General features: G+C 36.3%; 17 protein-coding genes. 7 read left to right on the plus strand and 10 right to left on the minus strand.

Annotation, left to right across the window (positions count from 1 at the left end; genetic code table 11):
* Positions 1–133: 133 nt before the first annotated feature.
* The 4 genes from ACZZZI_RS15430 to ACZZZI_RS15445 are packed head-to-tail and all read right to left on the minus strand — an operon-like array spanning position 134 to position 6,989.
* Positions 134–1,273, minus strand: coding sequence for a cytochrome-c peroxidase (locus ACZZZI_RS15430; RefSeq protein WP_463489929.1), 1,140 nt, complete (start codon positions 1,271–1,273; stop codon positions 134–136).
* 3 nt (positions 1,274–1,276) lie between these two features.
* A complete protein-coding gene (locus tag ACZZZI_RS15435; protein WP_463489930.1) occupies positions 1,277–2,854 on the minus strand; it encodes a DUF6850 family outer membrane beta-barrel protein in 1,578 nt (525 codons plus the stop codon).
* Positions 2,855–2,886: 32 nt separating this feature from the next.
* A complete protein-coding gene (locus ACZZZI_RS15440) occupies positions 2,887–4,209 on the minus strand; it encodes a DUF4876 domain-containing protein (protein ID WP_463489931.1) in 1,323 nt (440 codons plus the stop codon).
* A 5-nt stretch (positions 4,210–4,214) separates the two neighbouring features.
* Positions 4,215–6,989 (minus strand): TonB-dependent receptor, encoded by a 2,775-nt coding sequence (locus tag ACZZZI_RS15445; protein ID WP_463489932.1) that lies wholly within the window; start codon positions 6,987–6,989, stop codon positions 4,215–4,217.
* 210 nt (positions 6,990–7,199) lie between these two features.
* Between ACZZZI_RS15445 and ACZZZI_RS15450 the strand changes: the two genes are divergently transcribed.
* A complete protein-coding gene (locus ACZZZI_RS15450; protein ID WP_316764885.1) occupies positions 7,200–9,101 on the plus strand; it encodes an amidophosphoribosyltransferase in 1,902 nt (633 codons plus the stop codon).
* A 132-nt stretch (positions 9,102–9,233) separates the two neighbouring features.
* Here the strand turns inward: ACZZZI_RS15450 and ACZZZI_RS15455 are convergent, their stop codons facing one another.
* A complete protein-coding gene (locus tag ACZZZI_RS15455; RefSeq protein ID WP_463489933.1) occupies positions 9,234–9,500 on the minus strand; it encodes a hypothetical protein in 267 nt (88 codons plus the stop codon).
* A 131-nt stretch (positions 9,501–9,631) separates the two neighbouring features.
* Positions 9,632–10,258 (minus strand): LysE family translocator, encoded by a 627-nt coding sequence (locus ACZZZI_RS15460; protein WP_316764889.1) that lies wholly within the window; start codon positions 10,256–10,258, stop codon positions 9,632–9,634.
* Between the two features lie 143 nt (positions 10,259–10,401).
* On the opposite strand from ACZZZI_RS15460, the gene ACZZZI_RS15465 reads away from it, so the two are divergent.
* The 5 genes from ACZZZI_RS15465 (at position 10,402) to ACZZZI_RS15485 (ending at position 16,558) form a co-directional block, all read left to right on the plus strand.
* On the plus strand, positions 10,402–11,838 hold the full coding sequence (locus ACZZZI_RS15465; RefSeq protein ID WP_316764891.1) for an MFS transporter: 1,437 nt from the start codon (positions 10,402–10,404) through the stop codon (positions 11,836–11,838).
* A 64-nt stretch (positions 11,839–11,902) separates the two neighbouring features.
* Positions 11,903–12,361: a deoxycytidylate deaminase gene (locus ACZZZI_RS15470; RefSeq protein ID WP_463489934.1), complete on the plus strand. Its 459-nt coding sequence runs from the start codon at positions 11,903–11,905 to the stop codon at positions 12,359–12,361.
* Between the two features lie 158 nt (positions 12,362–12,519).
* Positions 12,520–14,052, plus strand: a complete 1,533-nt coding sequence (gene guaA / locus ACZZZI_RS15475) for a glutamine-hydrolyzing GMP synthase (RefSeq protein ID WP_316764895.1) — start codon at positions 12,520–12,522, stop codon at positions 14,050–14,052.
* 109 nt (positions 14,053–14,161) lie between these two features.
* On the plus strand, positions 14,162–15,379 hold the full coding sequence (locus ACZZZI_RS15480; RefSeq protein ID WP_463489935.1) for an ABC transporter substrate-binding protein: 1,218 nt from the start codon (positions 14,162–14,164) through the stop codon (positions 15,377–15,379).
* An 18-nt stretch (positions 15,380–15,397) separates the two neighbouring features.
* Complete coding sequence (locus ACZZZI_RS15485; protein ID WP_463489936.1) at positions 15,398–16,558, plus strand: RsmB/NOP family class I SAM-dependent RNA methyltransferase; 1,161 nt, start codon at positions 15,398–15,400, stop codon at positions 16,556–16,558.
* A gap of 487 nt (positions 16,559–17,045) precedes the next feature.
* Here the strand turns inward: ACZZZI_RS15485 and ACZZZI_RS15490 are convergent, their stop codons facing one another.
* The 4 genes from ACZZZI_RS15490 to ACZZZI_RS15505 all read right to left on the minus strand — a co-directional run bounded on the left by ACZZZI_RS15490 (position 17,046) and on the right by ACZZZI_RS15505 (position 22,961).
* Positions 17,046–17,612 (minus strand): MarC family protein, encoded by a 567-nt coding sequence (locus tag ACZZZI_RS15490; protein ID WP_316764966.1) that lies wholly within the window; start codon positions 17,610–17,612, stop codon positions 17,046–17,048.
* Positions 17,613–17,683: 71 nt separating this feature from the next.
* On the minus strand, positions 17,684–19,018 hold the full coding sequence (locus tag ACZZZI_RS15495) for a porin (RefSeq protein WP_316764900.1): 1,335 nt from the start codon (positions 19,016–19,018) through the stop codon (positions 17,684–17,686).
* A gap of 95 nt (positions 19,019–19,113) precedes the next feature.
* Positions 19,114–20,571 carry an amino acid permease gene (locus ACZZZI_RS15500; protein WP_316764902.1) on the minus strand — a complete coding sequence of 486 codons (1,458 nt, stop codon included), beginning with the start codon at positions 20,569–20,571 and terminating at the stop codon, positions 19,114–19,116.
* Positions 20,572–20,702: 131 nt separating this feature from the next.
* On the minus strand, positions 20,703–22,961 hold the full coding sequence (locus ACZZZI_RS15505) for a sodium-translocating pyrophosphatase (RefSeq protein WP_424056838.1): 2,259 nt from the start codon (positions 22,959–22,961) through the stop codon (positions 20,703–20,705).
* A 285-nt stretch (positions 22,962–23,246) separates the two neighbouring features.
* Here ACZZZI_RS15505 and ACZZZI_RS15510 point away from each other — a divergent pair, with 285 nt between their 5' ends.
* Positions 23,247–24,683 carry an APC family permease gene (locus tag ACZZZI_RS15510; protein ID WP_316764906.1) on the plus strand — a complete coding sequence of 479 codons (1,437 nt, stop codon included), beginning with the start codon at positions 23,247–23,249 and terminating at the stop codon, positions 24,681–24,683.
* The last annotated feature ends 316 nt before the right edge of the window (positions 24,684–24,999 follow it).

The following is a 24,999-nucleotide window of genomic DNA, read 5'->3' on the forward strand; positions in this document are numbered from 1 at the left end:
AGCGTTCGATACTTTTACTTATTAAGCAATTTCCTCTTACTTAAAGCTTATGCCTTAAACCTGAAATTATTTCACACTTATCCATTTCTAATTAAGATGCTGAAATAAATTCAGCCTGACGATAAATTCGGCTTTACTGTGGAAGAGTTTCTATTCTTATTAGAACGGTTGGAGAAGACAATGCTTCTAAAAATGAAACTAATGCATCTTTCTCCGCATTGCTTAATCTTAAGCCTTTTAAAAGCTTATCGTTTTTAGGTAACAGAGGATCATTCAGTTGCTCTGGTTTAACCCTTTGCACTGGCATACCCATATTATACATATTCATTACACCGTCCATATCTGGGAACAACCCATTATGAAACCATGGAGCTGTTTTCATTACATTTCTCAATCCTGGCGTTTTGAACTTCCCAACATCTTCGGGTTTCTTCGTAACGTTGTAAAGCCCTAAATCTTCGTACTTACGACCATAGTAAGTTAACCCATCATTATGAAATTCATTATCGGTAAAAAGCGGACCGTTGTGACAATTGATGCAACGTGCTTTTGTTCTAAATAAATGCAAGCCTACAATTTGCTGATCGGTTAAGGCTTTTTTGTCTTTTGCCAGAAAACGATCGAATGCAGTTCTTCTACTTACAATGCTTCGCTGAAAGGTTGCAAGACTTTCAAAAATCTTTTGATTTGTAATTTTTGCATCGCCAAAGGCATCGGTAAAATATGGCTTGTAGCCTTTAATTTTACTTAATTTTTTGGCTAGCGCTTTTGTATCTTGATGCATTTCGTTGTGCGCACTTATCGGACTTTCGCCTTGTTCTTCTAAACTATTTGCTCTACCATCCCAAAACAACTTTTTGTAGAACCAAACATTTTCTAAGGATGGCGCATTGCGGATATTTGCTAAATGATCATGACCGATAGAAACCTGGCGACCATCTGCCCAATGCAAATCTGGTGCATGGCAACTTGAGCAAGAAATTTGATTTGAGCCTGATAAACGGGGATCGAAAAATAAGATTTTTCCAAGTTCGATTACCTTTTTAACGGAATCATTTTTTATATCAACAGGGGTAGGAGGTAGCTCGCCCAACTCTTCAAAAACGGCACCTTGATCAACCGTTGGTTTGGGCCATTCGCTGGTTGGTTTCGAATAAACTTTACGCAAGCTATCTATGCTCAAGTCATCATCATTATTAAAATTTGAAGATTGAAATGAAAATAAAATTAATCCTGTGAGGATAAAGGCAAGCGTAATAAAAACTCTATTCATGGGTTAAAAATACAGATTTAGGCTGATATTGGAAGAAAAACGGTCTTTGCCAGGCGTGTTAAATATGGTTCTTTGTAAATCTATATAATTACCAACACGTTGCGTATAACTGCCTGATATTTTTACCGAAGTCTGTATTCCTTTATATGAAGGGAAAGCGTAATCGGCCGATAATCCTAAACTATAATTGTTTGAGGTGTTAAATTGATAATCGGGATACATGACATAGTTGTAGAAAATATTTTCATTTTCTAATGGAGCAATAATATGTGATGAAGCTTTTAAGCTATATCTAGCATTAAAATCAGCGCCAAAACTTCGGTTTTTACCCAACTGTTTATTTAATCCCCAACCTGCATTAAAATTAATTCTTCGGTAAGCAATGTCAACCAAATAATTTCCGTCTTTTTTAATGTCGTCGGTACTTTGAACGCCAAAAATTATGTTGTTGATTAGTCCATCTTTTCCTTTTGCTGTGTAATTTAATTTCAAACCATAGTTTTCAATATCATTAATGTAATTAATACCAGCAAGTGCATTGTCATAAGCCCAGCCTTCATCATAATTATAGTTAATGGCAACATTAAGTTCATTTTTGCCAATATTTTTGTACCAAATTAAATCTGCGGATGAGGTTTTAATACTGTAAGTCATAAACTTATTATATCCTACCACATCTGATATGTTTCGTTTAAAAAGCTGTGATTCTTTGCCTTTTTTCAATGTTAAAGCGATACTGCTGTTAGAATTTAATGTGTAGTTGGCAAATATTTTAGCAAACTGGCGATCTTGATTATTATCGTAATTAAGCAAATTTGTTTGTTGAACCTGTTGCGCTCCGCTGTAACCTGTCATTAAATAATTGATATAAATTGGGGCTACCGTATTTTCTGTATATGTACTATTTTTGTATCCTATTTTTGTTTGTTCTCTGCCATATCCATATTGGTAGCCTACGCCAATTAAAATTGTTTTAGAAATATTATAACCAACTGCAGGGTTAAGATTTAACTGAAAATCTTTAATATCTCCTCGTGGATCGTTATTGCTAAAATGATTTCCAATCCGATAATCCAGCCCAAGTGAAACAGGAAGATTATTGCCAATCATTTTTCGGCTCACGGCTGCATTAATTTTATAAATTGAGCGCTCGTAATGATTGTTTTTTTGTGAGCCAAAATAATAAGGTACATAACCTGCTTGTCTTGTTTGGTGCGCCCAACGGGTACTATCTTCAGTTGTTCTTTGATAAGTGAATGCACCGTATAGATGAAATTTTTCTAAAGTAGTTTTACCCTCACTAAATAATGATATGCCCTGTGTTTTAGATGCTCCCTGCACTGGAATATAATGACCTTTATCTAAATTGTATTTTACCGTAAGGTTATTGAATTTGTTTGGCATCATTGTTTCCATAAATAATGGATTATTTTTAGCAAATCGGTAGAGTTGTGTCAAAGCTGAATCTATTGAATAGCTCTTGCTTAATAAAGATTGATTTTGTGAACTATCATCTTTAGTTTGTGCATTAAGCCGAAAGATTGTTGACAATAACAATAATGATATGATGAGTTTTCTCATGTATTTATAATAGTGCGTGTTTGTTGGTTATTTTATTTAAAAGCCCGAGGTAAAGCAATATCTAAGAAGTCAAAATCTTCAGTGGAATTATTTGAATCTTTAAGTATAACTCTGCCATTTTCTACTTTTTCTGTTTTGCGAATCACCGATTGGGAAGTGTATGCTCCTTTAGGAACAAAAGCAAAACCAGCGTCTAAATCTGCCCCTAGTTTTTTCGGTAATCTTGCTGAAGCTACATTTGGCTGAATTTCCATAGCATCGATAATATACTTGGATGGAATTTGGTAATATTTGCGAGCAGTAGAAGAGGGTGTTGTTTTACTGGGCTCGTTGTACATTGGCCAGTTTTTAACAATTTGTGTTCCATCTACTTTGAAAATAGCAATACCAGTTCGACCTGTATTATCTAAAATCATATCCGTACCCGTGTAAGATAATATTTCAACATTTGGAACAAGAGGGTTATCAATATCAGAATCCAGAGGTTTTGTTAAAAAAGATCCGTAATAGGCTTCAAAATCGGCTTTGCTTAAATCAACTGTAAGTTCAGGACTACGGACCGAAATGGTTACACCATCTGTTCCAACAAATGGAGATTTATGGTTTAAAGCCGTTTGAGCTAACACTATACTTTCACCTGGGTTTACGGGATGGGTTTTTCCATTGCCTGGAATCATACAAAGTGTTTTTGCATAAATAAAATCGGTATTTGGATCACCATTGGTGCTACTCATGTTTAAAGATTTAGACCAATCGTATTGACCATTTACCTGTAAATTATAGGTCGTGTTTGTCGAACTTTGTCTGCCCCAAATTTCGGTGATGTATAGGCTGTCGGCATACATAATTTCGTTTGTGTTGTTGTAAATTTCAATAAACTGATCTCTGTATAGCGCACCTAGCGTTCTGTCTGAACCAGCATAATACACTTGTTTTACTAACCAAGTACCAATAACACCTGCTTTTAGGTTCAATGTTAGTTCAGCAGAATTATCTTTATTAACCAATTTATTTTTTTCGGCAGCATTAAATGTAACGGGCTTTGTGGTAATGATTCCTGTGATTGAAGTGTAATCGGCAGCTGAAACTGTATAACTTACATCAACATCATATCTTCCTGCGGGTAAATTATTAAATTTCCCTAAACCTTTATCGTTGGTAGCTATAGATAGAAATCTGCCAGATGTTAAGCTTTTTATTCTAACAGTGATATTTGATATAGGAAAGGTATAACCACTGTTTGCGAGATCGAAAGTTACTTTTACATTCAAATCTGTTGGTAATACATCGGGTTGATTGTTTTTTTTACAACCAAACACTAATCCTATAATTACTAGTAATGCAATTTTTTTCATCGTTGTTAAAGTTTTAAAGATAATTCGATACCAAATGTTGGCGCACCATTTGGAGCATTTACCGTGTTGCTGTTGGGCTTTTGATATCGTGGCTGATAATTCAAAAAATTATAGGCGTTGAAAGCAAACTTGAATCGTTTTTTTATTTCCTTTGCTAAGCTAAGGTGATAATTGGAATAAATTCTATACTGATTATCGGTTGTTAATTCATTTAGTGGAATGAATAAATGACCATATACCTTACTGTTAGGATCTGGATTTGTTATTTCAACATATTGTATATCCCTGGTATAGTAGGCAAAAGGAACACCATCATTTTGATTATAAATCGTTTTGTTTAAGAAGCTAAATTCGGCCGTAAGTTGTACAATTAAACTTATTGCAGGAATGTGGGTTGATGAGGTAACTCTTCCTGAGCTAAAATAAGTTGTCTTTTTACGTGGCGCATAAAGACCAGTTATTGGGTAATCTGGGGAAGTTGTATCTTCAGCAGTTGGTCCTGCCGCTCTTGGTCCGGTTTCCTGATAACTCGATCTGAATAAACCACCACTAACACTAAAAGATGTAGAAATTGCCTCATATTTGGGCGTATTAAGAATCACATCAAAACCCTGGTTGTTTGACCTTAAATCGTTGTTGAACTCATTATGTGTAAGTAAAAATCTTTTTGTTCCATTTTGTGTAATTAATGGTTGGCTTCCTGGAACTAAAGTAGAGGAATATTGAGGGAGTGTAACTATCTCTCTTTCAATCACGGTATTATAGCCCTGCGTATTTAGTTTATGAAACACAGAGAATGATAATTGATAATCTGTTATTTTATATAGACCTGAAAGTTCAAAAGTTTGCCCTTTTGATGATTTTAATTTGCTGCCATCTGGATCATATCTGCGGACGTAGAAAATACTCGCACTTTCATTAGCATTTCCGTTATAAGCATTAATAAGTGGAACATCAACAAATGTTGGACCAGGGTATCTTTGTCCTAAACCTGGCGATTTTACAGATAAACCATAGGCAAATCCAAATCTAAAATCATCCGTTAACTGATAGTTGATATTGGTACGTGGAGATAGAGTTACAAACCCATTCTGGCCATCTAATCTTAATCCACCTCTGAAGTTTAAATCCCGACCACCTACTTTTAAACTAAATACATCTTCGGCATATAAGCCAAAATCTTTCTGTGCGTAGGCCAGGGCAAAATCGTAATAACGCTCTGATGGACCGCTGGATAAACTGTTTCCTGTAGTATTGAAGCCTATTCTGGACCTCGCTGGATCAGAAAGTCTTCCTAGCCCCTTATTTGCTGCGTAAGAAAAGCTTGCGCCAAAATTAAGGTAATGATTTAGATTACCTGTTTTGTACTCAGCACTAAAATCGAGTAGTGCTGAAGCCGTAATTGGTCTGCCGTCTACATCGCTTACTGCGGTGTAAATACCCTTATCGTAAATTCCGCTAACCAAGCCCGTTTCTGTTGCATTATTATATAAAATGTAAGGACTATTAACAAATTGTTCCGTATAGCTTCGCTGATGAGATTCGCCATATCTTAAGTTTAAACCAATATTTTTTAAGAAAGAACCACTTAGTCTATAATTCGAACGATTACTAACGCTCATATTCCAACTGTTAAAGCTTACTATTCTACTGGTAGGATCGTCATCATCCTTTTTAATGCCATCTAAATTTCTACCATAATCAAAACTTAATGTATTTTTTAATCTATTATCACGACCAAAACTATTAGTCCACATTGCACTAGTATTGATTCGTTTATAAGCTTTAATTTTATCTCTGTTGTCGGCATAAGAATCTACATAATTAAGGCCTACGTTAAAACTTCCTAATTTTGGACTTAATGCAAAGCCTTTAGAGAAACTATATGATGTCGCATTATCTCTTATTTGCATACGAACATACGCAGGAGATTTACCTGCTTGCCTTTCGATAACAACCGCTCCATCAGAAAGGTCTCCATATTTAACAGAAGCTACACCTGCAATAACTTCAATACTTTCAATGTTATCAACTGGTATCTGCCTTAAATCGGTACCTCCATAAGCAAAATCTCCGCTATAAGAGCTGGTAGATGAGGTTCCTGTTAAACCATAGCTGTTGCTGCTAATACTTGTAGCGCCTAAACCTCTTAAACCAGGATTGTAGCCTTGCATATTCGCATTGTTGCTAATGTTATTTCCATCAACAATAATGGCCACACCAAATGAATTATTTAGTGTAAACGCATCTCTACCAGACGTGGTAGGCTCAAATGCAGAACGAAGTGTTAAATTTTGAATGTTCTGTAATGATGGAGGTGTAATTTTCCTGTTTGGAATCTGATTTAATAAATCATTCACACTCAATGCTGGTATTTGCTCAATTAGATCCCGATTGATTACCAAAGAAGAGTTGCTTTGTCCAGTATAATTTCTCTTGGCATTGATATCAATGTTCTCTAAACTCAAATCCAATACTTTTAAGCCGATGTTTCCAAGATTGGTTTCTCCAGCTTTTATTGTGGCAGGAACTCTCAATTTCTGGTAACCGATATAGGAGAATTCCAGCGTCAAAATACTATTGATTTCTGAACCATTTATCCTGAAAACACCTGATTTATCGGTTATTGCATACTGATTGGTTTCTATAACCTTAATATTTACAAGCTCTAATGGCTTATTTTGAGGGTCGACCAGTTTTCCAGTGACCACGTTCCGAATTTGCGCCATCCCGGCGAAACAAATCAAAACTAATAATAATGAAATGTATAGTTTCTTCAATTTAGACTGATTCTAATTTAGCGCAAAGGTGTATAAATTACACTTACCTTCCAAATTATTTAGAAAGATTCTAGATAATACTATAGGTTCAAGTTTACAATTGCTTCATTTTGAGTTTATTTCAAATTAACCTACTTGTGACAAAAGAAAACATTTTTGTTTAGGTAGCTATGGTTTAAAAGGATAACTTTGCGGCTTCAAACCCACACAATGAGTGATCAGATAAAACACGAATGCGGAATCGCTTTTATTCGCCTGTTAAAACCACTTTCTTACTACCAGCAGAAATACGGTACAGCACTTTACGGCCTTAATAAATTATATCTTTTAATGGAAAAACAGCATAACCGAGGCCAGGATGGCGCAGGTATTGCAACCATTAAGTTAGATATGAAACCTGGCAGTAGGTATATAAGCCGATACCGGAGCATGGCTTCGAATGCGGTAGCAGATATCTTCGAATATGTTCAAGGCAAATTCGTTGATATTCAAGAAAACACACCTGAATTAATGCAGGATACAGAATGGCTCAAAAACAACGTTAGCTTTATCGGCGAGGTGTTAATGGGCCATTTGCGTTATGGTACACATGGTAAAAACAGTATCGAAAACTGCCATCCTTTTTTAAGGCAAAACAACTGGATGACCCGTAATCTGGTTATTGCAGGTAACTTTAACATGACTAACGTTGATGAGTTATTAGAGCAATTGTATGAGTTGGGACAGCATCCGAAAGAAAAAGCTGATACCGTAACGGTATTAGAAAAAATCGGTCACTTTTTAGATGATGAAAATCAAGACCTTTTTGATCAGTATAAAAAAGAAGGACACGATAACGTAGCCATCACGCATAAGATTTCTGATAATTTAGATATTGCAAACATTCTTCGTCGCTCGGCTAAAACATGGGATGGTGGATATTCGATTTGTGGTATGGTTGGTAATGGTGATTCTTTCATCATGCGTGATCCTGCAGGCATTCGCCCAGCTTATTATTACTACGACGATGAAATTGTTGTAGCAGCATCAGAAAGACCTGCATTACAAACTGCATTTAATATTCAGTTTAAAGATGTAAAGGAAATTGATCCTGGTCATGCCTTAATCATCAAGAAAAATGGTGAGGTGAGCATGGAGCAGTTTCGTGAGCCTACCGAGCGATTATCTTGTTCATTTGAACGTATTTATTTCTCTAAAGGAAGCGATGTAGAAATCTACCGCGAGCGCAAGCAATTAGGTCGTTTATTGTGCAACCAGGTGCTTAATGCTGTTGGTCATGATTTAAAGAATACCGTATTTTCGTTTATACCCAACACCGCGGAGGTTGCCTTTTTTGGTATGGTAGATGGGGTTCAGCAATATGTTCGTAACCATCAGAAAGACACACTTTTACATAGAAAAGAACAATTAAGCGATACTGAGCTTGATGAATTACTTTCTATGGCACCAAGAGTAGAGAAACTGGCTGTTAAAGATGTTAAACTTCGTACTTTCATTACCCAGGATGCAGATCGTGGAGAAATGGTTGCACATGTTTATGATACGACATACGGAATTATCAATAACCACCAGGATACTTTGGTTGCACTTGATGATTCGATTGTTCGTGGAACTACATTAAAACAAAGTATTATTAAGATAGTAGATCGCCTTCATCCCAAGAAAATTATTATCGTTTCTTCTGCACCTCAAATTCGTTACCCTGATTGTTACGGTATTGATATGAGTAGAATGGGGCAGTTTGTAGCTTTCGATGCCGCAATTCAGTTGCTTACTGAAAGAGGTATGTGGCAGGTTATTGAAGATGTTTATGCAAAATGTAAAGCTTCGTTATTCCTTCCAAAGGAAGAAATTGTTAACCATGTAAAAGAAATCTACAAACCTTTTACACCTGAAGAAATTTCGGCTAAGATTGCGCAGATTATTACACCTAAAGGTACTGTAGCAGAAGTTGAGGTAATTTACCAAAGTTTAGAGAATTTACATATTGCTTGTCCGAAAAACAAGGGCGACTGGTATTTCTCTGGTAACTATCCAACGCCTGGTGGTAACAAGGTTGTAAACAAAGCTTTTGTTAACTGGAAAGAAGGAAATAATCAAAGAGCTTATTAAAAAGCTTTAATTCTAAATAAAATACAAATAGCTCATATTTTTATATGAGCTATTTTTTTGTGCTTATTTTTTAAATATTACTAATGAAGAGATCGCTTGCCGATACCGGTTGACGATATTGCATTAGGAAAACTAGTTGCAGAACTTCTTTGTGTTAGCGGTGATCATTTCATAGATTTCATTCGCCAGATCGCTTTCAATTACTTTAGTAATAATCGCATAAACTGGATTGACCATGATTGATACTAGATTTTGATTTTCTGATTCTATTTGCAAAGATTTCTTGTCGGAACTAACATCCGTACTTACATGAAATAAATTGCTTGAAAGATTGGCCATCTCTTCAATATAGTTTTCATTTGAGCTATTGAAGGGGATATAGATAAATTCGCTTTTCATAGGAGAATGATTAATTTATCAAAAATACAGAAAAACCGTATGATTAATAATAGTAAATAACACCTTCTTGCTCTAAAAGTTTTGAAAATTTCGAGTTAATTCTACCAAATATAATATCAACCTTATTTTTCTTAAGCGTAAAACTGAATGTACGTTTTGTACAATAACCATATCGCGAAGAAAACGATAATAACGCCAGCTATTTTATTCAGTTTTTTTAATGAATCTTCTTTGATTTTGTAACGGAGTTTACTCGAGTAAAAGCTTTTGGCGCCATCTATAGAGAGCTGGGTAGCCATTGCAATGAAAAAACAAACCAACTTTTCGTTTAACATATTGTTAAGCTTAACCGAAATTATGCCGCTTACAATAATCCAGAACATAAGGGTTGATGGTGTAAGAATGCACATTAAAAACCCTTTTAAAACATAACCTCGCTTACTTACTTTTTTTAGTGTAGAACTATCGTAATTAACCGTGATTTTAGAAACGAGGTAATACACGCCAACGGCGAGTAGAAATACACCGCCGATAAGACCAACATATTTATCAAAACTTGCTTTATAATCAAAAAACTGACTGCCGAATAGTACTAAAGCAATTAAAACGATATCACTAATAATTACACCTACAGCTAAGGAAAAGCCTGCTTTGAAGCCTCTCTCGATGCTGGTTTTTATCATTGCAAAAAAAACCGGCCCTGTTAAAAACGATGAAATAATCCCTGCCCCTATACCCAACAATATGGCTTCAAACATGCATTGTGTGTTTTATGAATATGCGAATATGCAATTTAAAGCTAAACATATCAACTTTATTTTTGTTGGGTGCTTTGCATAAAATAACCGTTTTTTAATTTTTTTTTAATTATGTTTAGCCCCACTAAAACTAAATTTAAAAAATGAGCAAAGAACAAGTACAAACGAAGTGGGGGCAGTTTATACCCTTAGTTACCGTTTTCTTTTTTTGGGGCTTTGTGGCCGCCAGTAATGATATTTTAATTCCTGTATTTAAAAAAGCTTTTGATTTATCACAAGCAGAAAGTCAATTGGTTTCATTGGCATTTTACATTGCATATACCGTTGGAGCTTTAATTTACAATGGAATTTCTGTTTTAATGAAACAAGATATTGTTAATAAGTTAGGCTATAAAAATTCATTAGCACTTGGCTTGGTAATTTCTGCGCTTGGAACTTTACTTTTTTATCCAGCGGCAAATCTTCATTCTTTTCCTTTAATGCTTTCTGGTTTATTTATTGTTGCATTAGGTTTTTCCCTACAACAAACTGTTGCAAATCCACTAGCGATTGCTTTAGGTCCAATAAGAACAGGTTCTCAGCGTTTAACATTAGCAGGCGGTATTAATAACTTCGGAACAACAATTGGTCCATTAGTAGTAAGTTTTGCCATATTTGGTTCTGCCGCAAATGCAACTACAGATATAAGCGTTGAAAGTGTTAAAATTCCTTACCTAATTTTAGGTGTAGCATTCATAGCAGTCGCCGTATTCTTAAAAATGTCTTCTTTGCCTGATCGACCTACTTTAGTAGAGGCTTCGGGAGAAGATGATAAATCGGTTAAAGGCTCTGCTTTAAAATACCCACAACTGGTATTAGGTATGATTGCTATTTTTGTTTATGTAGGTGTAGAGGTTTCTACGGCAAGTAATTTGCCTGCTTACATGGAAAAAGACCTTGGATTTGAAATTAAAGACATTGCACCATATATTTCGCTTTATTGGGCAAGTATGATGATTGGTAGATGGACTGGTGCTGTTGAAGCTTTTACCGATAACGTAAGTACTCAAAAAGTATTAAGATTTATTGCTCCATATTTAGCATTTGGGATCTTCTTAGCTGTAAATGCAATTGCTAAACACGATTTGGCTCCATTCTATGTTTATGGCTTGATTATTTTGGTTTTAATTGCTGCAGATATGGCAAGTAAAGGTAACCCTGCACGAATGTTATTAATTTTCTCAGCAATAGGAATTGCAGCTTTATTAATTGGTATGCTTACAAAAGGGATGGTTAGTGTTTACGCCATTACAAGTGTTGGTTTGTTCTGCAGTACCTTATGGCCTTGTATTTTTACTTTAGCAGTAAGTGGTTTAGGTAAGCATACTAGCCAGGGCAGTAGTTTCTTAATCATGATGATTATGGGTGGTGGTATCATCAGCTGGCTTCAAGGTGTCGTGTCAGAATTTACAGGTATTCAATATAGCTATATAGTAGGTATTATTTGCTTCGCTTATTTAGCATTTTACGCCTGGAAAGTTAGCGGAATATTAAGATCTCAAGGAATAAGTTTTGACCAAAAAATTTCTGGCGGTCATTAAAATATAATAAACTATTTTTGCAGCCACAGAAGCGTAAGCTTTTGTGGCTTTTTTAATTCAATACATGACCAATAAACCAAGTTTCGATTCTATTTTTATGAATCTAGCCACTGAGCTGGCTGAACGTTCTCATTGCGTTCGTGCGCACGTGGGAGCCGTTTTAACTAAAGATACCCGCATAATTTCTATCGGTTATAATGGTCCGCCAGCTGGAACGCATAATTGTGATGAAGAATGGCCAGAGCATGGTTGTGCAAGAGATAGTAAGGGAAGTTGCTCATTGGCTTTACATGCAGAAGAAAACGCCATTCTATATGCATCAAAAAATGGAGCCAAAATAGAGGGTTGTACGTTGTATACCACTTTATCGCCTTGTATTGCTTGTGCCAGATTAATTTTATCATCAGGTATTAAATTGGTCTATTATTCTAAGTCTTATGCGGCCTACAAAGGCTTGTCAAGCGATGAAGGAGTAGATTTTTTAAGAAAGTTTGGGGTTGAAGTGAAGTTGATTGAGGATTAAGTTAACTGATCAATTGTTCAATCGTTAAAAGGCCAAATTATTAGGATGATGATTAACCATCGATAGCGTGCATATAATAACAGGTAACTTACTTTAAATTTGGGAATAAATAACATTAAAACAATTTAACAATTCCCTTTCTTTCTCTATCTTTGCGGATGCAAGAAAAAATCATTATCGTCGATTTTGGTTCGCAATTTACACAACTCATTGCCCGTAGAGTTCGCGAACTGAATATTTACTGTGAAATATATCCATTCAACAATCTTCCTGAAATTAATACCGCTGACGTAAAAGGCGTTATCTTTTCAGGCAGTCCTTATTCTGTTCGTCAGGATGATGCACCTCAGGTAGATCTGAGCAATTTCCATTTAAAGTTTCCTTTATTGGCGGTTTGTTACGGTGCGCAATATATTGCTCAACAATCTGGTGGAAATGTTCAGGCTTCTTCAACCCGTGAATACGGACGTGCTAACTTAAACTTTGTAAACCAAGAGAACAAGTTATTCAAAGGCATTAACATCGATTCTCAAGTTTGGATGAGCCATGGCGATACCATTACCGAAATGCCAGCTAATGCTGAATTAATTGCGAGCACAGAAAGTGTTAAAGTTGCAGCTTATCACATTAAAGATTCTGATACTTATGCGATTCAGTTTCACCCAGAGGTTACACACAGTACAGACGGTAAAATTCTTTTAGAAAATTTCCTTGTTGATATTTGCGGATGTAGTCAGGACTGGACTTCAGCAGCATTTATAGATACTACAATTGCCGAATTAAAGGAAACTTTAGGTAATGATAAAGTTGTTTTAGGTTTATCAGGCGGTGTAGATAGCAGTGTTGCTGCGGTTTTATTGCACAAGGCTATCGGAGCAAATTTACATTGTATTTTTGTTGATAATGGCCTTTTACGTAAAGACGAATACAGTCAGGTGCTGGAGCAATACAAGCACATGGGTTTAAATATTAAAGGAATTGATGCTAAGGATCGTTTCTTAAGTCAGCTTGCCGGCTTAACTGACCCTGAGTTAAAACGCAAGGCTATTGGTCGCGTTTTTATTGAAGTTTTCGACGATGCAGCACACGAGGTTACTGGTGTAAACTGGCTAGGTCAGGGAACAATTTATCCTGATGTGATTGAATCTATATCCGTTAATGGTCCTTCGGCTACTATTAAATCGCATCACAACGTGGGCGGTTTGCCCGATTTCATGAAATTGAAAGTAATTGAGCCTTTAAAAACATTATTTAAAGATGAGGTTCGCCGAGTAGGTAAAGCATTAGGGATTGATGATGTGATTTTAGGCCGTCATCCTTTCCCAGGGCCAGGCTTGGGTATTCGTATTTTAGGAGAAGTTACCGCAGAAAAGGTAGCAATATTACAAGATGCTGATGCAATTTACATGCATGAGTTAAAAGCCGCTGGATTATACGATAAAATCTGGCAAGCGGGCTCAATTTTCTTACCCGTACAGTCGGTTGGGGTAATGGGCGACGAGCGTACTTATGAGAACGTAATTGCGCTTCGTGCTGTAGAATCAGTAGATGGTATGACTGCAGATTGGTGTCACTTGCCTTATCCTGTTTTAGCCAAAATTTCTAACGAAATCATCAATAAAGTTAAAGGTATTAACAGAGTTGTTTACGATATCAGCTCTAAACCACCTGCAACTATAGAGTGGGAATAATTCATTCGAGCTTTAAGCCTGGGTTTTCGATCTGGGCTGCATAAAATAAATGATTATGCCGGCAATGTGGAATAAACTTTGCTGGCATATTTTGTTAAAAACGATAGGTATGAAATTGAATAAGAATTATTGTTTTTTGGTATTGATTACCATGATTTTAGGCGCTTGTTCGCCTAAGGTATTAACCCCGAAAACAGAAACTAAAAAAACTGAGGAGAAAGAGAAAACAGCTGAGAAAAAAGGCATTAAAAAATTCTCTCAAGCTAATGTTTCGCTTCTTGTTCCATTTAAACTTAACGAAGTTAATTTAAGATCGATGAGTAAGGCTGAAGCAGAAAAATATGCTATGCCTATCGATTTTTACCAAGGCTTTAAAATGGGTTTGGATTCCGTTGCTGCTTCTGGATTAAATTTTAAACTTAATGTTTTTGATACCCAGGATAATAATGCACGGATTGGTTCTCTTTATCAAAACGAAAATTTTAGAAAGAGCAACTTAGTTGTAGGACCAGTTTTTCCCGATGGTTTAAAATACATAGCCAATTATTCCAAATTGAACAAGGTTGCCGTTGTTTCTCCTCTTGCAGCTTCGCAGCCTTCTGATTTTGATAACCCAAATCTGATATCGGTTGTGAGCAACATTGGTTTACACTCGAAAAAAATAGCTGCTTATATTGCTAAAACCTATAATCCTTCGAATACAGTTATTGTAATTATTAACCCGAAGAAAACGGAAGACGAACAGTTTGCTAATCCTTTACGAGGTTACTTCCAGGCGCAAACCAACAATAAATTTGTTGTACAGGAATACGCTTCGGCTTTTACCTTCGAAACCAGAATGATTAAGGGAAAGCAGTATGTTGTGGTAATCACTTCATCAGATCGGGCTTTTGTATTACCAACTATCGAAAAGCTTTATAAGTTGAAGAATTTACCCTCTGGTGGTTACAATATTAATTTGTTCGGGCACCCACTGTGGTCTAAACAGAATTATCCAACCGATAAACTTCAGGATTTAAATACCATAATCAGTTCATCTTATAAGGTTGATTATAAGAGTTCGAATGTGATCAGTTTTGTAAAGAAATATCGTAGCAGATATGGATTTGAGCCAGGAGAATATGCATTTAAAGGCTTCGATGTAGCTTACTTTTTCGGTAAGGTGTTAGCTTCATATGGCGAAGATTACCTGGAATATTTAACTAAAGAGAAATATAAAGGCTTACAAAATAATTTCACTTTTATCCATGATGAGCAATATGGCTATATTAACATGAGCCTGATGCTTTTGCGCTATAAAAACTTTGCCTTAAATATTATTGAGTAAAATTTATTAATTAAATGCATGAGAGTTGAACACCAGATCAGGGCTTTTGAACAGGTTTTACAAAATTACGATGGAAATTTGCCTTTGCATCGCTTTTTGCCAGCTTACTTTAAGCAAAACAAACAAATGGGCTCTTCAGATAGAAGGTGGGCGACCAGGCATTTATATAGTTTTTTTAGATTAGGGAAAGCGCTCTCTCCATTAACTAATGAAGAGCGTTTAAGTGTAGCTGATTTTCTTTGTCATGATACTTTAAGTCTGATTGTTGAGAAAAACTTGCCTGATTTAAGTGAAAAAATAACAGCTGCTTTAACTGAAAAGCTAAAACTAATTTCCGCTAAATACCCCGATTTTAAGTTGGAAGAGGTTTACCCCTTCAATAGCCATTTATCAGAAAGTATTGATAAAGCAGAATTCTACAAATCATTTTTTGTGCAACCTGATTTATTTATCAGGGTTTCCGCAGAAAATGCTTCATCAGTTACCGCTAAGTTAAAAGCAGAAAATGTGGAGGTTAATGTGATTTCGGATACCACACTAGCCTTACCCAATGGTACCAAACTCGAAACTATTTTAAGCGAGGGAAGTTATCAGGTACAAGATTTATCATCTCAGCATACAGGTAGTTATTTTAAGCCTAACAAGTGGGATAAATGGTGGGACTGTTGTGCTGCATCGGGTGGCAAATCTTTGTTGCTGCATAGTTTAGAGCCTCTTGTGGAGTTGTTGGTCAGTGATTTACGTGAAAGTGTACTGATGAATCTCGATGAACGGTTTAGATTGGCTGGTATTAAAAAGTACCATAAAAAAGAACTTGATTTATTGCAGAACAACGAGCAGATTTTACATCACTACCAGTTTGATGGCATTATCCTCGATGCGCCTTGTACAGGTTCAGGTACATGGGGCAGAACTCCTGAAATGTTAACTTTCTTTGAAGAACGGAAAATAAATCAGTTTTCGGTAATTCAGAAAACCATCGTTCAAAATGTTGTTAAATATTTGAAACCTGGAAAGCCTTTAATTTACATTACCTGCTCGGCTTTTGCTGCCGAAAACGAAGAAGTTATCAAGCACATTACAACTAATTTACCACTTGAGTTAGAATCGATGGAATTAATAAAAGGTTACACTGAAAATGCTGACACGATGTTTGTGGCCAGGTTAATCAAAACCTAAGAATGCTCAAACCAGGATTTGAGGTTTTTTTTAAGGTATTTTACTGCTTCAATTAAAACAGCAATTGCCCCGATAATAACGGTATATTCTTCAAAGCTTTTCATAATAGCTTTATTGTTTAGATCAATATACGCAATTTTTGTTACAGATTTTTAGATTTCGGTTGATGAAATACCAACCGATAGGATGTTTTTGTTATAGATTTTTAGTTTTTCGGTCGGTGAGACACCAACCGGTAGGGAATGAGGATACAGATTAGATGATTGGGTTTTATTATAGATCTTAGTTTTTCGGTGGTGAGACACCAACAGGTAGGTAATGAGGATACAGATTAGATGGTTGGGGTTTATTATAGATCTTAGTTTTTCGGTCTGTGAGACACCATAGGAAGTTTTGTTATAGATCTTAGTTTTTCGGTCAGTGAGACAACAACTGATACTAGAACCTACTCATTCTCCATGCAACATCTTCCTTGCTATATCGCTACTTACAGGCCCGTATTATTTCTGAATAGCTTGATGGCTATAGCCAATAGGATTACACCGAAGGCTTTTCTAAGAATGTTTAAGCCCGATTTTCCAAATAATTTTTCGAGTCTGTTGGTGTTTTTTAAAACGAAGTAAACAAACAGGATATTAAGTATAATCCCGACCAGGATATTTTGAGTGTGATATTCTGTTTTTAAGGAAAGCAGCGTGGTCATTGTGCCTGCTCCCGCAATTAAGGGGAATGCCAAAGGAACAATTGAAACCGTTTCCGGAGCTTCTTCCTTGAAAATGGTGAGTCCTAAAACCATTTCCATTGCAATAAAGAAAATTACAAATGAACCTGCAATTGCAAAAGATTCAACATCTAAACCAATTACTTTAAGTAAGGATTCGCCAACAAAAAGAAACAAAATCATTAAGCCGGCAGCAACAAGAGAAGCCTTTTCTGATTCGATATGACCAGCTTTTCTGCGTAACTCAATTACTACTGGAATTGCGCCTAAAATATCGATTATAGCAAAAAGAACCATCGTTGTCGATAGAATCTGACTTAAGTCGAACTTCATAAAATCGAATTTCATAGCGTAACAATTTTAAGCAAAGGTATAGCAATTTGTTTTAAAACCTTATTAATTTATTAGAAATAGAATTGCGTTCTCAAAGTAAATACATTGTCTTTTCGGTCTGCGGTATAATCTGGTATCTGCGTTGATTCATTTTTAATTATATCATAATAAACTACAGCCTTAAAATGTGGATTAAAGTGATGTAAAAAGCCAAATCCAAAAGTATCAAATCTTACATCTGCAGCAGTTAAACGCTGAGCGGCTGAAATATCCATGCCTTTTACTTTTGAATTTGGATCGTACCAGTCGTATTTGAAGATGATTTGGTTATCTGTACTATTAAGCGTTTGTACATAGGTAAAATATGCACCGTTAAAGGTTCTCGTATAATAGGGCAGTGCGATCGATTTATTATCTACAGGATATGATCCAGGTGTTGTTGAAGTTGTTGCTGTGGCCGTTTGCAATCCAGAAACTACTTCTGCCCGAAACTCTGATTTCCAGCTTTTTGTATTGGTTGATAATTGAACATCAGCACCATAATATCTTCTTGGTGCAACCTTATTTATCGTTGAAGCGGAAGAGTCTTTTACCATTTGCCATGAATCGTTAATTTTCTGCATTCTATAGCTCACAGGTAATCTATGATTTAAGCCGCCTTGAAGTGTACTTATTCCTCCTGCTATACTAAGCGGGATATTTTTAAATTTATAAGGCTTATGGCTTAACCTAAAAATAAAATCCTTACTGTTATCAAATTCTCCTGAACCCGCTAATCCCTGTCCATTATAAATACCAAAATCCAATGAAATGTTTTTAAGTTTAGCATCTTTCCATCTTGGGTTTAAGGTAAAGGTAGCCCCTAAATCACGTTCTGTTTTCATTAGAATTTGCGACATTCTGCCGCGTTCTGGTGCTTCTCGTACAGACGAAGATAATTGCAGTTCATTTCCAAACGGGCGACCAGATAAACCGAATGTTACAGCCAGTATTTTCCATTTATTCTCATAGTAACGGCCCCAAAAATCGCGGATCGCAACCCCTTGTTCTGTCCCGTCAAATTGAAGCACGAAATAGGTAGATGGCGCACCTTCATCCGTTAAAAGCATGTAATCTGCACGCAAACGGCCTCTTCTTAGTCGAAAGCGATTGCTTGTATATTCGCCAAAATTGCCGCCCTGGTATTCGGCTTGTGTACCATTCGATTGAGCAACCTGAAATTGAGGCTGTAAATACCCACTAAAAGAAAGTGAGCCATATTTTTTGGAAATAATTAACAAATGATTAACTGTAGTGGAATCCATTACATCGTTAATGGTTCTTTGCGAATACGCCTGGGCTGAAAACAGCACGATAAGAATAATGGTAAAGAAGTATTTTTTTAACAATGAAAATGGATGACTCATCTGATCTTTTTTGCAAAGATAAATTATTAACAATTATTTAACATGAAAAAAGCCCCGATTTTGTCGGGGCTTTTAAAAAAGATATTTCTTTAGAATTATAATTCTGGCTTAGGAGGGTCAACTGGTTGAACAACCTTTCCTTTGTTTCTAAGAACTGAATTTCCTTTTCCATAGAAGAAATAAATGGCTACACCAATTGCCATCCAAATGGCTAATCTAATCCAAGCTTCTAACGGAAGTGAAGACATTAAATACACGCAAACAATTACACCCATAATTGGTACAAAAGGTACCCAAGGTGTTCTAAAAGGACGGTGTCTGTCTGGATCTGTTCTACGTAACAACATTACGCCGATACAAACTAATGAGAATGCGAATAGAGTACCAATTGATACCATGTGACCTAAATCTGTAACTGGTACAAATCCTGCAAAGATGCTCACAAAGAACATAAAAAATATGTTTGTTTTGAATGGCGTTCTGAATTTAGAGTGGATACTGCTAAAGAACTTAGGTAATAACCCATCTTTAGACATTGTATAGAAAACCCTAGATTGACCCATTAACATTACTAATATTACTGAAGTATAACCTGCTAAAATTGCGATGATTAAACCCATTTGCAACCAGGTATATCCTGTAACTTTAAATGCTGTAGCAGCAGGGGAAGCATCACCTTTAAAAATTGTAAAAGGCACTAAACCTGTCATTACGTGTGCAAACAAAACGTATAAGATTGTACAAACCACTAATGAGCCTAATATACCAATTGGCATTCCTTTTTGTGGATTTTTAGCCTCTTGTGCTGCCGTAGATACCGCATCGAAACCGATGAAAGCAAAGAATACCAATGCAGCACCTGCCGCAATACCAGAAATACCAAATTCTCCTTTAACGCCTGTGTTTGCAGGTATATAAGGTGTATGATTTGCTGGGTTAATGAATTTCCAACCTAGCGCAATAAATACAATCACCACTGTAACCTTAACAATTACTAGAACATTGTTAAGACTTGCAGATTCTTTGGTACCGCGTATTAACATTAATGAAAGTAATGAAACAATTACTACCGCTGGAAAATTAATACCTCCGCCATCAACTTCTGCAAATGATTTTGTGAGGTACAGCGGCATTTCCAAGCCAAATTCATGCAATAATTTATTAAAATATCCCGACCATGAAACACCTACAGTGGCTGCACCTAAGGCATATTCTAATACTAAGTCCCATCCAATAACCCAAGCCATAAACTCACCCATTGTAGCATAAGAGTAAGTATATGCACTACCTGCTACTGGAATCATAGATGCAAATTCTGCATAACATAATCCTGCAAAAGCACAGCCTACTGCAGCTAATACAAATGATAAAGTTACGGCAGGTCCTGCATGGTCAGCTGCGGCAATACCAGTTAAAGAAAATAAACCTGCGCCAATAATAGCTCCTATACCTAGAGCTACGAGACTCGTACTGCTCAGTGTACGTTTGAGTGTACCCTCACCACTTTCAGCAGACTCTGCTATCAGCACATCAATGGGCTTTTTAAGATTCATAAGTTGTTTAGTCTTTTGTGTTTGTTGATTTTATGATAATAAGCGGTAAACCTAATTAAAAATTACGAAATAGTAAAAGGGATTTTTGTTAAAACCCCCTTTATCATTTGTTTATATCTATGTTTTTACAACTAATGCGTTAAAGTGTCGGTTGTATTTGTTAAAGTATCGATAATTGTATTGCCTGCTCCATCAGTTTTTTGCTGAATTCTGATTTCCTTGCGAATTTCCTGCTTATGTTCATTTGTAACCGCCTTAACTGCTATATATGGCGCAATAACCAATGAAACGATAGACATTAATTTAATTAAAATGTTCATCGAAGGTCCAGAAGTGTCTTTGAAAGGATCTCCAACGGTATCTCCTGTTACAGAAGCCTTGTGTGGCTCTGATTTTTTGTAAAACATTTCCCCATTAATCATTACACCTTGCTCAAAAGATTTTTTGGCATTATCCCAGGCTCCTCCAGCATTACTTTGAAAAATCCCCATTAGTACACCAGTAACGGTTACGCCCGCAAGTAAGCCTCCTAAAACTTCTGGTCCGAAAGTAAAGCCAATAATAATTGGTGTAATTAAAGCGATTGCTCCTGGCATCATCATTTCCCTAATGGATGCCTTGGTTGAAATGGCAACACATTTTTCATATTCTGGTTTTGCTTTATACTCCATAATTCCAGGGATTTCGCGGAACTGGCGACGAACTTCCTGTACCATATCCATTGCGGCCTTTCCAACAGCCTGAATACACAGTGCTGAAAATATAAAAGGAATCATTCCACCAACAAATAAACCCGCTAAAACAGGAGCTTTGTAAATATCGATAGCCGTGATGCCTGCAATACCAACAAAAGCGGCAAATAGTGCTAATGAAGTGAGTGCAGCAGATGCAATAGCAAAACCTTTACCTGTTGCAGCAGTCGTATTACCAACGGCGTCTAAGTTGTCCGTACGTTCGCGAACCTCAGGTGGCAACTGACTCATTTCCGCAATACCGCCAGCATTATCTGCAATCGGACCAAAAGCATCAATTGCCAGCTGCATAGCTGTGGTCGCCATCATACCTGCGGCAGCAATAGCAACTCCATATAAACCTGCAAAATGATATGAGGCCATAATTCCACCAGCTAAAACTAAGATTGGAATAACCGTAGATTTCATACCTACCGATAAACCTGCGATGATGTTTGTAGCATGGCCAGTTGAAGATTGTTGTATAATTGAATTAACAGGGCCTTTGCCCATTGCAGTGAAATACTCGGTAACAATACTCATAATTGTACCAACAACTAAACCCACAATAATTGCATAAAAAACATTAATGCTCGAAAATGCATAGCCACGTAAACTTAAAGTTTCAGGTAACATCCATTTCACAATAAAGAAAGATGCAATTGCTGTAATAACGATCGAAGACCAGTTGCCAAGGTTTAATGCATTTTGAACATTCGATTTTTCATCTTTTATGGTTACAAACCAGGTTCCAATGATTGAGAATAAAATTCCTAATCCGCAGATTACCATTGGCAAGAGGATAGGAGACATGCCGCCAAACTTATCGGTAACCGTAATTTCCTGGCCTAAAACCATCGTTGCTAAAATAGTTGCCACATAAGAACCGAATAAATCGGCACCCATACCCGCAACATCACCTACGTTATCGCCCACATTATCTGCAATTGTTGCTGGGTTACGTACATCATCTTCAGGAATCCCTGCTTCAACCTTACCTACTAAATCTGCACCTACATCGGCGGCTTTTGTATAAATACCACCGCCAACACGTGCAAATAAAGCAATTGATTCTGCTCCTAATGAAAAGCCTGTTAGAACTTCGATAGCTGTTTTCATATTTAATACGCTCACGGTACCATCGGTCCCGATCACATTGAAATAAGAAAGAAAGACAATGAATAATCCACCTAGACCCAAAACGGCTAATCCTGCAACACCTAAACCCATTACCGTTCCGCCAGTAAAGGAAACTTTTAAGGCCTGTTTTAAACTGGTTCTGGCTGCCTGAGTAGTTCTTACGTTAGCCTTAGTTGCGGCTTTCATTCCTATATATCCTGCTGTAGCCGAAAATACAGCGCCTATAATAAAGGATATGGAAATAATCCAGCTGGAATGCATGGGTACACCATTAATTTCGGTAATGGTGCCAGAGTATGCTAAAAGTGCAGCAGTAAAAACTACGAAAATGCTTAATACTCTCCATTCTGCTTTTAAAAAGGCCATTGCCCCATCGGCGATGTAACCAGCGAGTTCTTGCATATTTGCATCACCAGCATCTTGCTTACTTACCCAGGCGCTTTTAAACATCATTACAATAATTCCGATAAGGCCTAAAGCCGGAACTGCATAAATTAAATTGTTTTGTAAAAAATCCATAGTTAATATTTGGTTTTTGAGTTCTTGATTCAGTACTCAACAGCTCATAACATTTTAAGTTTGGTTAGTACTTAATGTGAGGATACTGAATCGTTTAGTTTTGGTTATTAGTTTAGCAATATAATAAATAAATTACTACTGATTACTCGTCTGAGAAAAATTAATAACATGAATAAAATATTTTTTATTCGATTAAAATGATACAATGCAGGATGCGCTGAATTGTTTTTTTTAAATAAATTAGCCCAAACTAAAGCTAAACACCAAACCAAACAAAACTAAAAAATGGAAAAACTACAGGAAAAAGAACCTTCTAAAAGAAAATTAGGTCTTTTTGATGCTACAATGCTGGTAATGGGTTCGATGATCGGAAGCGGTATTTTTATCGTGAGTTCTGATATTATGAGGAATTTAGGATCTGGTTACTGGCTAATTGTTGTGTGGATCATAACAGGCGTAATGACTGTCGCTGCTGCGATTTCTTATGGCGAACTTTCTTCCATGTTTCCTAAAGCAGGCGGGCAATACACTTATTTGAAAGAGATTTTCGGTAAGATGATGGGCTTCCTGTATGGTTGGGGTATGTTCACCGTAATTCAAACAGGTACTATTGCAGCTGTTGCGGTTGCCTTTGGTAAATTTACGGCCTATCTGATTCCAGCATTAAACGATGCTGCTCCAATTTTTCAAAGTGGTAGTTATAAAATTACCTGGATCCAGATTCTGGCTATTGCGGTTATTTTGCTTTTAACCTATATTAATACAAAAGGTGTGGAGAGCGGTAAATTGTTGCAGAATGTTTTTACGGGATCAAAAATTATAGCTTTAATTGGCTTAATTATTTTAGGTTTTCTTTTAGTGAAAAACAATTTCTGGAGTGAAAATATGGGCTTTGGATGGAGTGCTTTTAATAATTTAAAAACAGATTTTGGCGGAAACTTTACCAAATCTGGATGGGAATCTATTTCTGGAATGACGATAATGGGTGGAATTGCAGCTGCAATGGTTGGTTCGGTATTTTCTAGTGTAGCCTGGGAAAACGTAACCTTTGTTTCGGGAGAAATTGAAAATCCCAAAAAGAATGTCGTGCGTTCGATGGTTTTGGGTACTTCGGCAGTAATGATCCTTTATTTGTTAGTCAATTTTGTTTATTTAAATGGCTTGAACAGAGATGGGATTGCTTTTGCTGTTAACGATCGAGTTGCCGTTGTGGTTTCTGAACAGATTTTTGGAGGAGGATTAGGCACAATTATAATGGCTGTGTTGGTTATGATTTCCACATTCGGCTGTGTAAACGGGATTGTACTTGCTGGATCAAGGGTGTTTCAAACCATGGCAAAAGACGGTATGTTTTTTAAGGCAGCTATTGAAAACAATAAAAACGGAGTTCCAGAAAAATCACTTTGGATGCAAGGAATCTGGGCTTCAGTTTTGTGTTTAAGCGGTCAGTATGGTAATCTTTTAGATATGATCTCTTTTGTAATTGTATTGTTCTATATGATTACAGTTTTTGGTGTGATTTATTTAAGGTTTAAAAAACCTGATATGGAAAGACCTTACAAAACCTGGTTATATCCTGTTACTCCAATCGTATATTTATTAATTGGTGCTGCCTTCTGTATTTTGCTTTTAATTTATAAACAACAATATACCTGGCCTGGACTTGTGATTGTTTTGTTGGGCGTTCCTGTTTATGCTTTTATAAATAAGAAGAAAGCTTAAACGTTTATATTCGACAATAAACGTTTAAGTTGTGCAAAGCCGCCGAACGTTAGCGGCAAGTGTAAGACCGAGCGTAAACGAACCGAACGCAATTTGAAATTTAGAAATGAGAAAGACAATCGGAAACATTTTACTTTTATCAACTTTGCTTGGTTGTGGAATTGACGACCAAGCAACTTACAGAACAACCGAAGTAAAATCAAATACAGTTGAGGAAATATTATTTATTAAGACAATGAATTGGGGTTTGACTGGCGACAGCCAAACAACTATCATTTCAACAACTGACAAAGTTGACTTCAACAAGAAAGAGAGT

The organism is Pedobacter sp. AC190, assembly GCF_979258025.1.

Bases quoted from the DNA above. Each gene is read 5' to 3' on its own strand.
- ACZZZI_RS15430 (WP_463489929.1), bottom strand. From the start codon at position 1,273: ATGAATAGAGTTTTTATTACGCTTGCCTTTATCCTCACAGGATTAATT.
- ACZZZI_RS15435 (WP_463489930.1), bottom strand. From the start codon at position 2,854: ATGAGAAAACTCATCATATCATTATTGTTATTGTCAACAATCTTTCGG.
- ACZZZI_RS15440 (WP_463489931.1), bottom strand. From the start codon at position 4,209: ATGAAAAAAATTGCATTACTAGTAATTATAGGATTAGTGTTTGGTTGT.
- ACZZZI_RS15450 (WP_316764885.1), top strand. From the start codon at position 7,200: ATGAGTGATCAGATAAAACACGAATGCGGAATCGCTTTTATTCGCCTG.
- ACZZZI_RS15455 (WP_463489933.1), bottom strand. From the start codon at position 9,500: ATGAAAAGCGAATTTATCTATATCCCCTTCAATAGCTCAAATGAAAAC.
- ACZZZI_RS15460 (WP_316764889.1), bottom strand. From the start codon at position 10,258: ATGTTTGAAGCCATATTGTTGGGTATAGGGGCAGGGATTATTTCATCG.
- ACZZZI_RS15465 (WP_316764891.1), top strand. From the start codon at position 10,402: ATGAGCAAAGAACAAGTACAAACGAAGTGGGGGCAGTTTATACCCTTA.
- ACZZZI_RS15470 (WP_463489934.1), top strand. From the start codon at position 11,903: ATGACCAATAAACCAAGTTTCGATTCTATTTTTATGAATCTAGCCACT.
- guaA (WP_316764895.1), top strand. From the start codon at position 12,520: ATGCAAGAAAAAATCATTATCGTCGATTTTGGTTCGCAATTTACACAA.
- ACZZZI_RS15480 (WP_463489935.1), top strand. From the start codon at position 14,162: ATGAAATTGAATAAGAATTATTGTTTTTTGGTATTGATTACCATGATT.
- ACZZZI_RS15485 (WP_463489936.1), top strand. From the start codon at position 15,398: ATGAGAGTTGAACACCAGATCAGGGCTTTTGAACAGGTTTTACAAAAT.
- ACZZZI_RS15490 (WP_316764966.1), bottom strand. From the start codon at position 17,612: ATGAAGTTCGACTTAAGTCAGATTCTATCGACAACGATGGTTCTTTTT.
- ACZZZI_RS15495 (WP_316764900.1), bottom strand. From the start codon at position 19,018: ATGAGTCATCCATTTTCATTGTTAAAAAAATACTTCTTTACCATTATT.
- ACZZZI_RS15500 (WP_316764902.1), bottom strand. From the start codon at position 20,571: ATGAATCTTAAAAAGCCCATTGATGTGCTGATAGCAGAGTCTGCTGAA.
- ACZZZI_RS15505 (WP_424056838.1), bottom strand. From the start codon at position 22,961: ATGGATTTTTTACAAAACAATTTAATTTATGCAGTTCCGGCTTTAGGC.
- ACZZZI_RS15510 (WP_316764906.1), top strand. From the start codon at position 23,247: ATGGAAAAACTACAGGAAAAAGAACCTTCTAAAAGAAAATTAGGTCTT.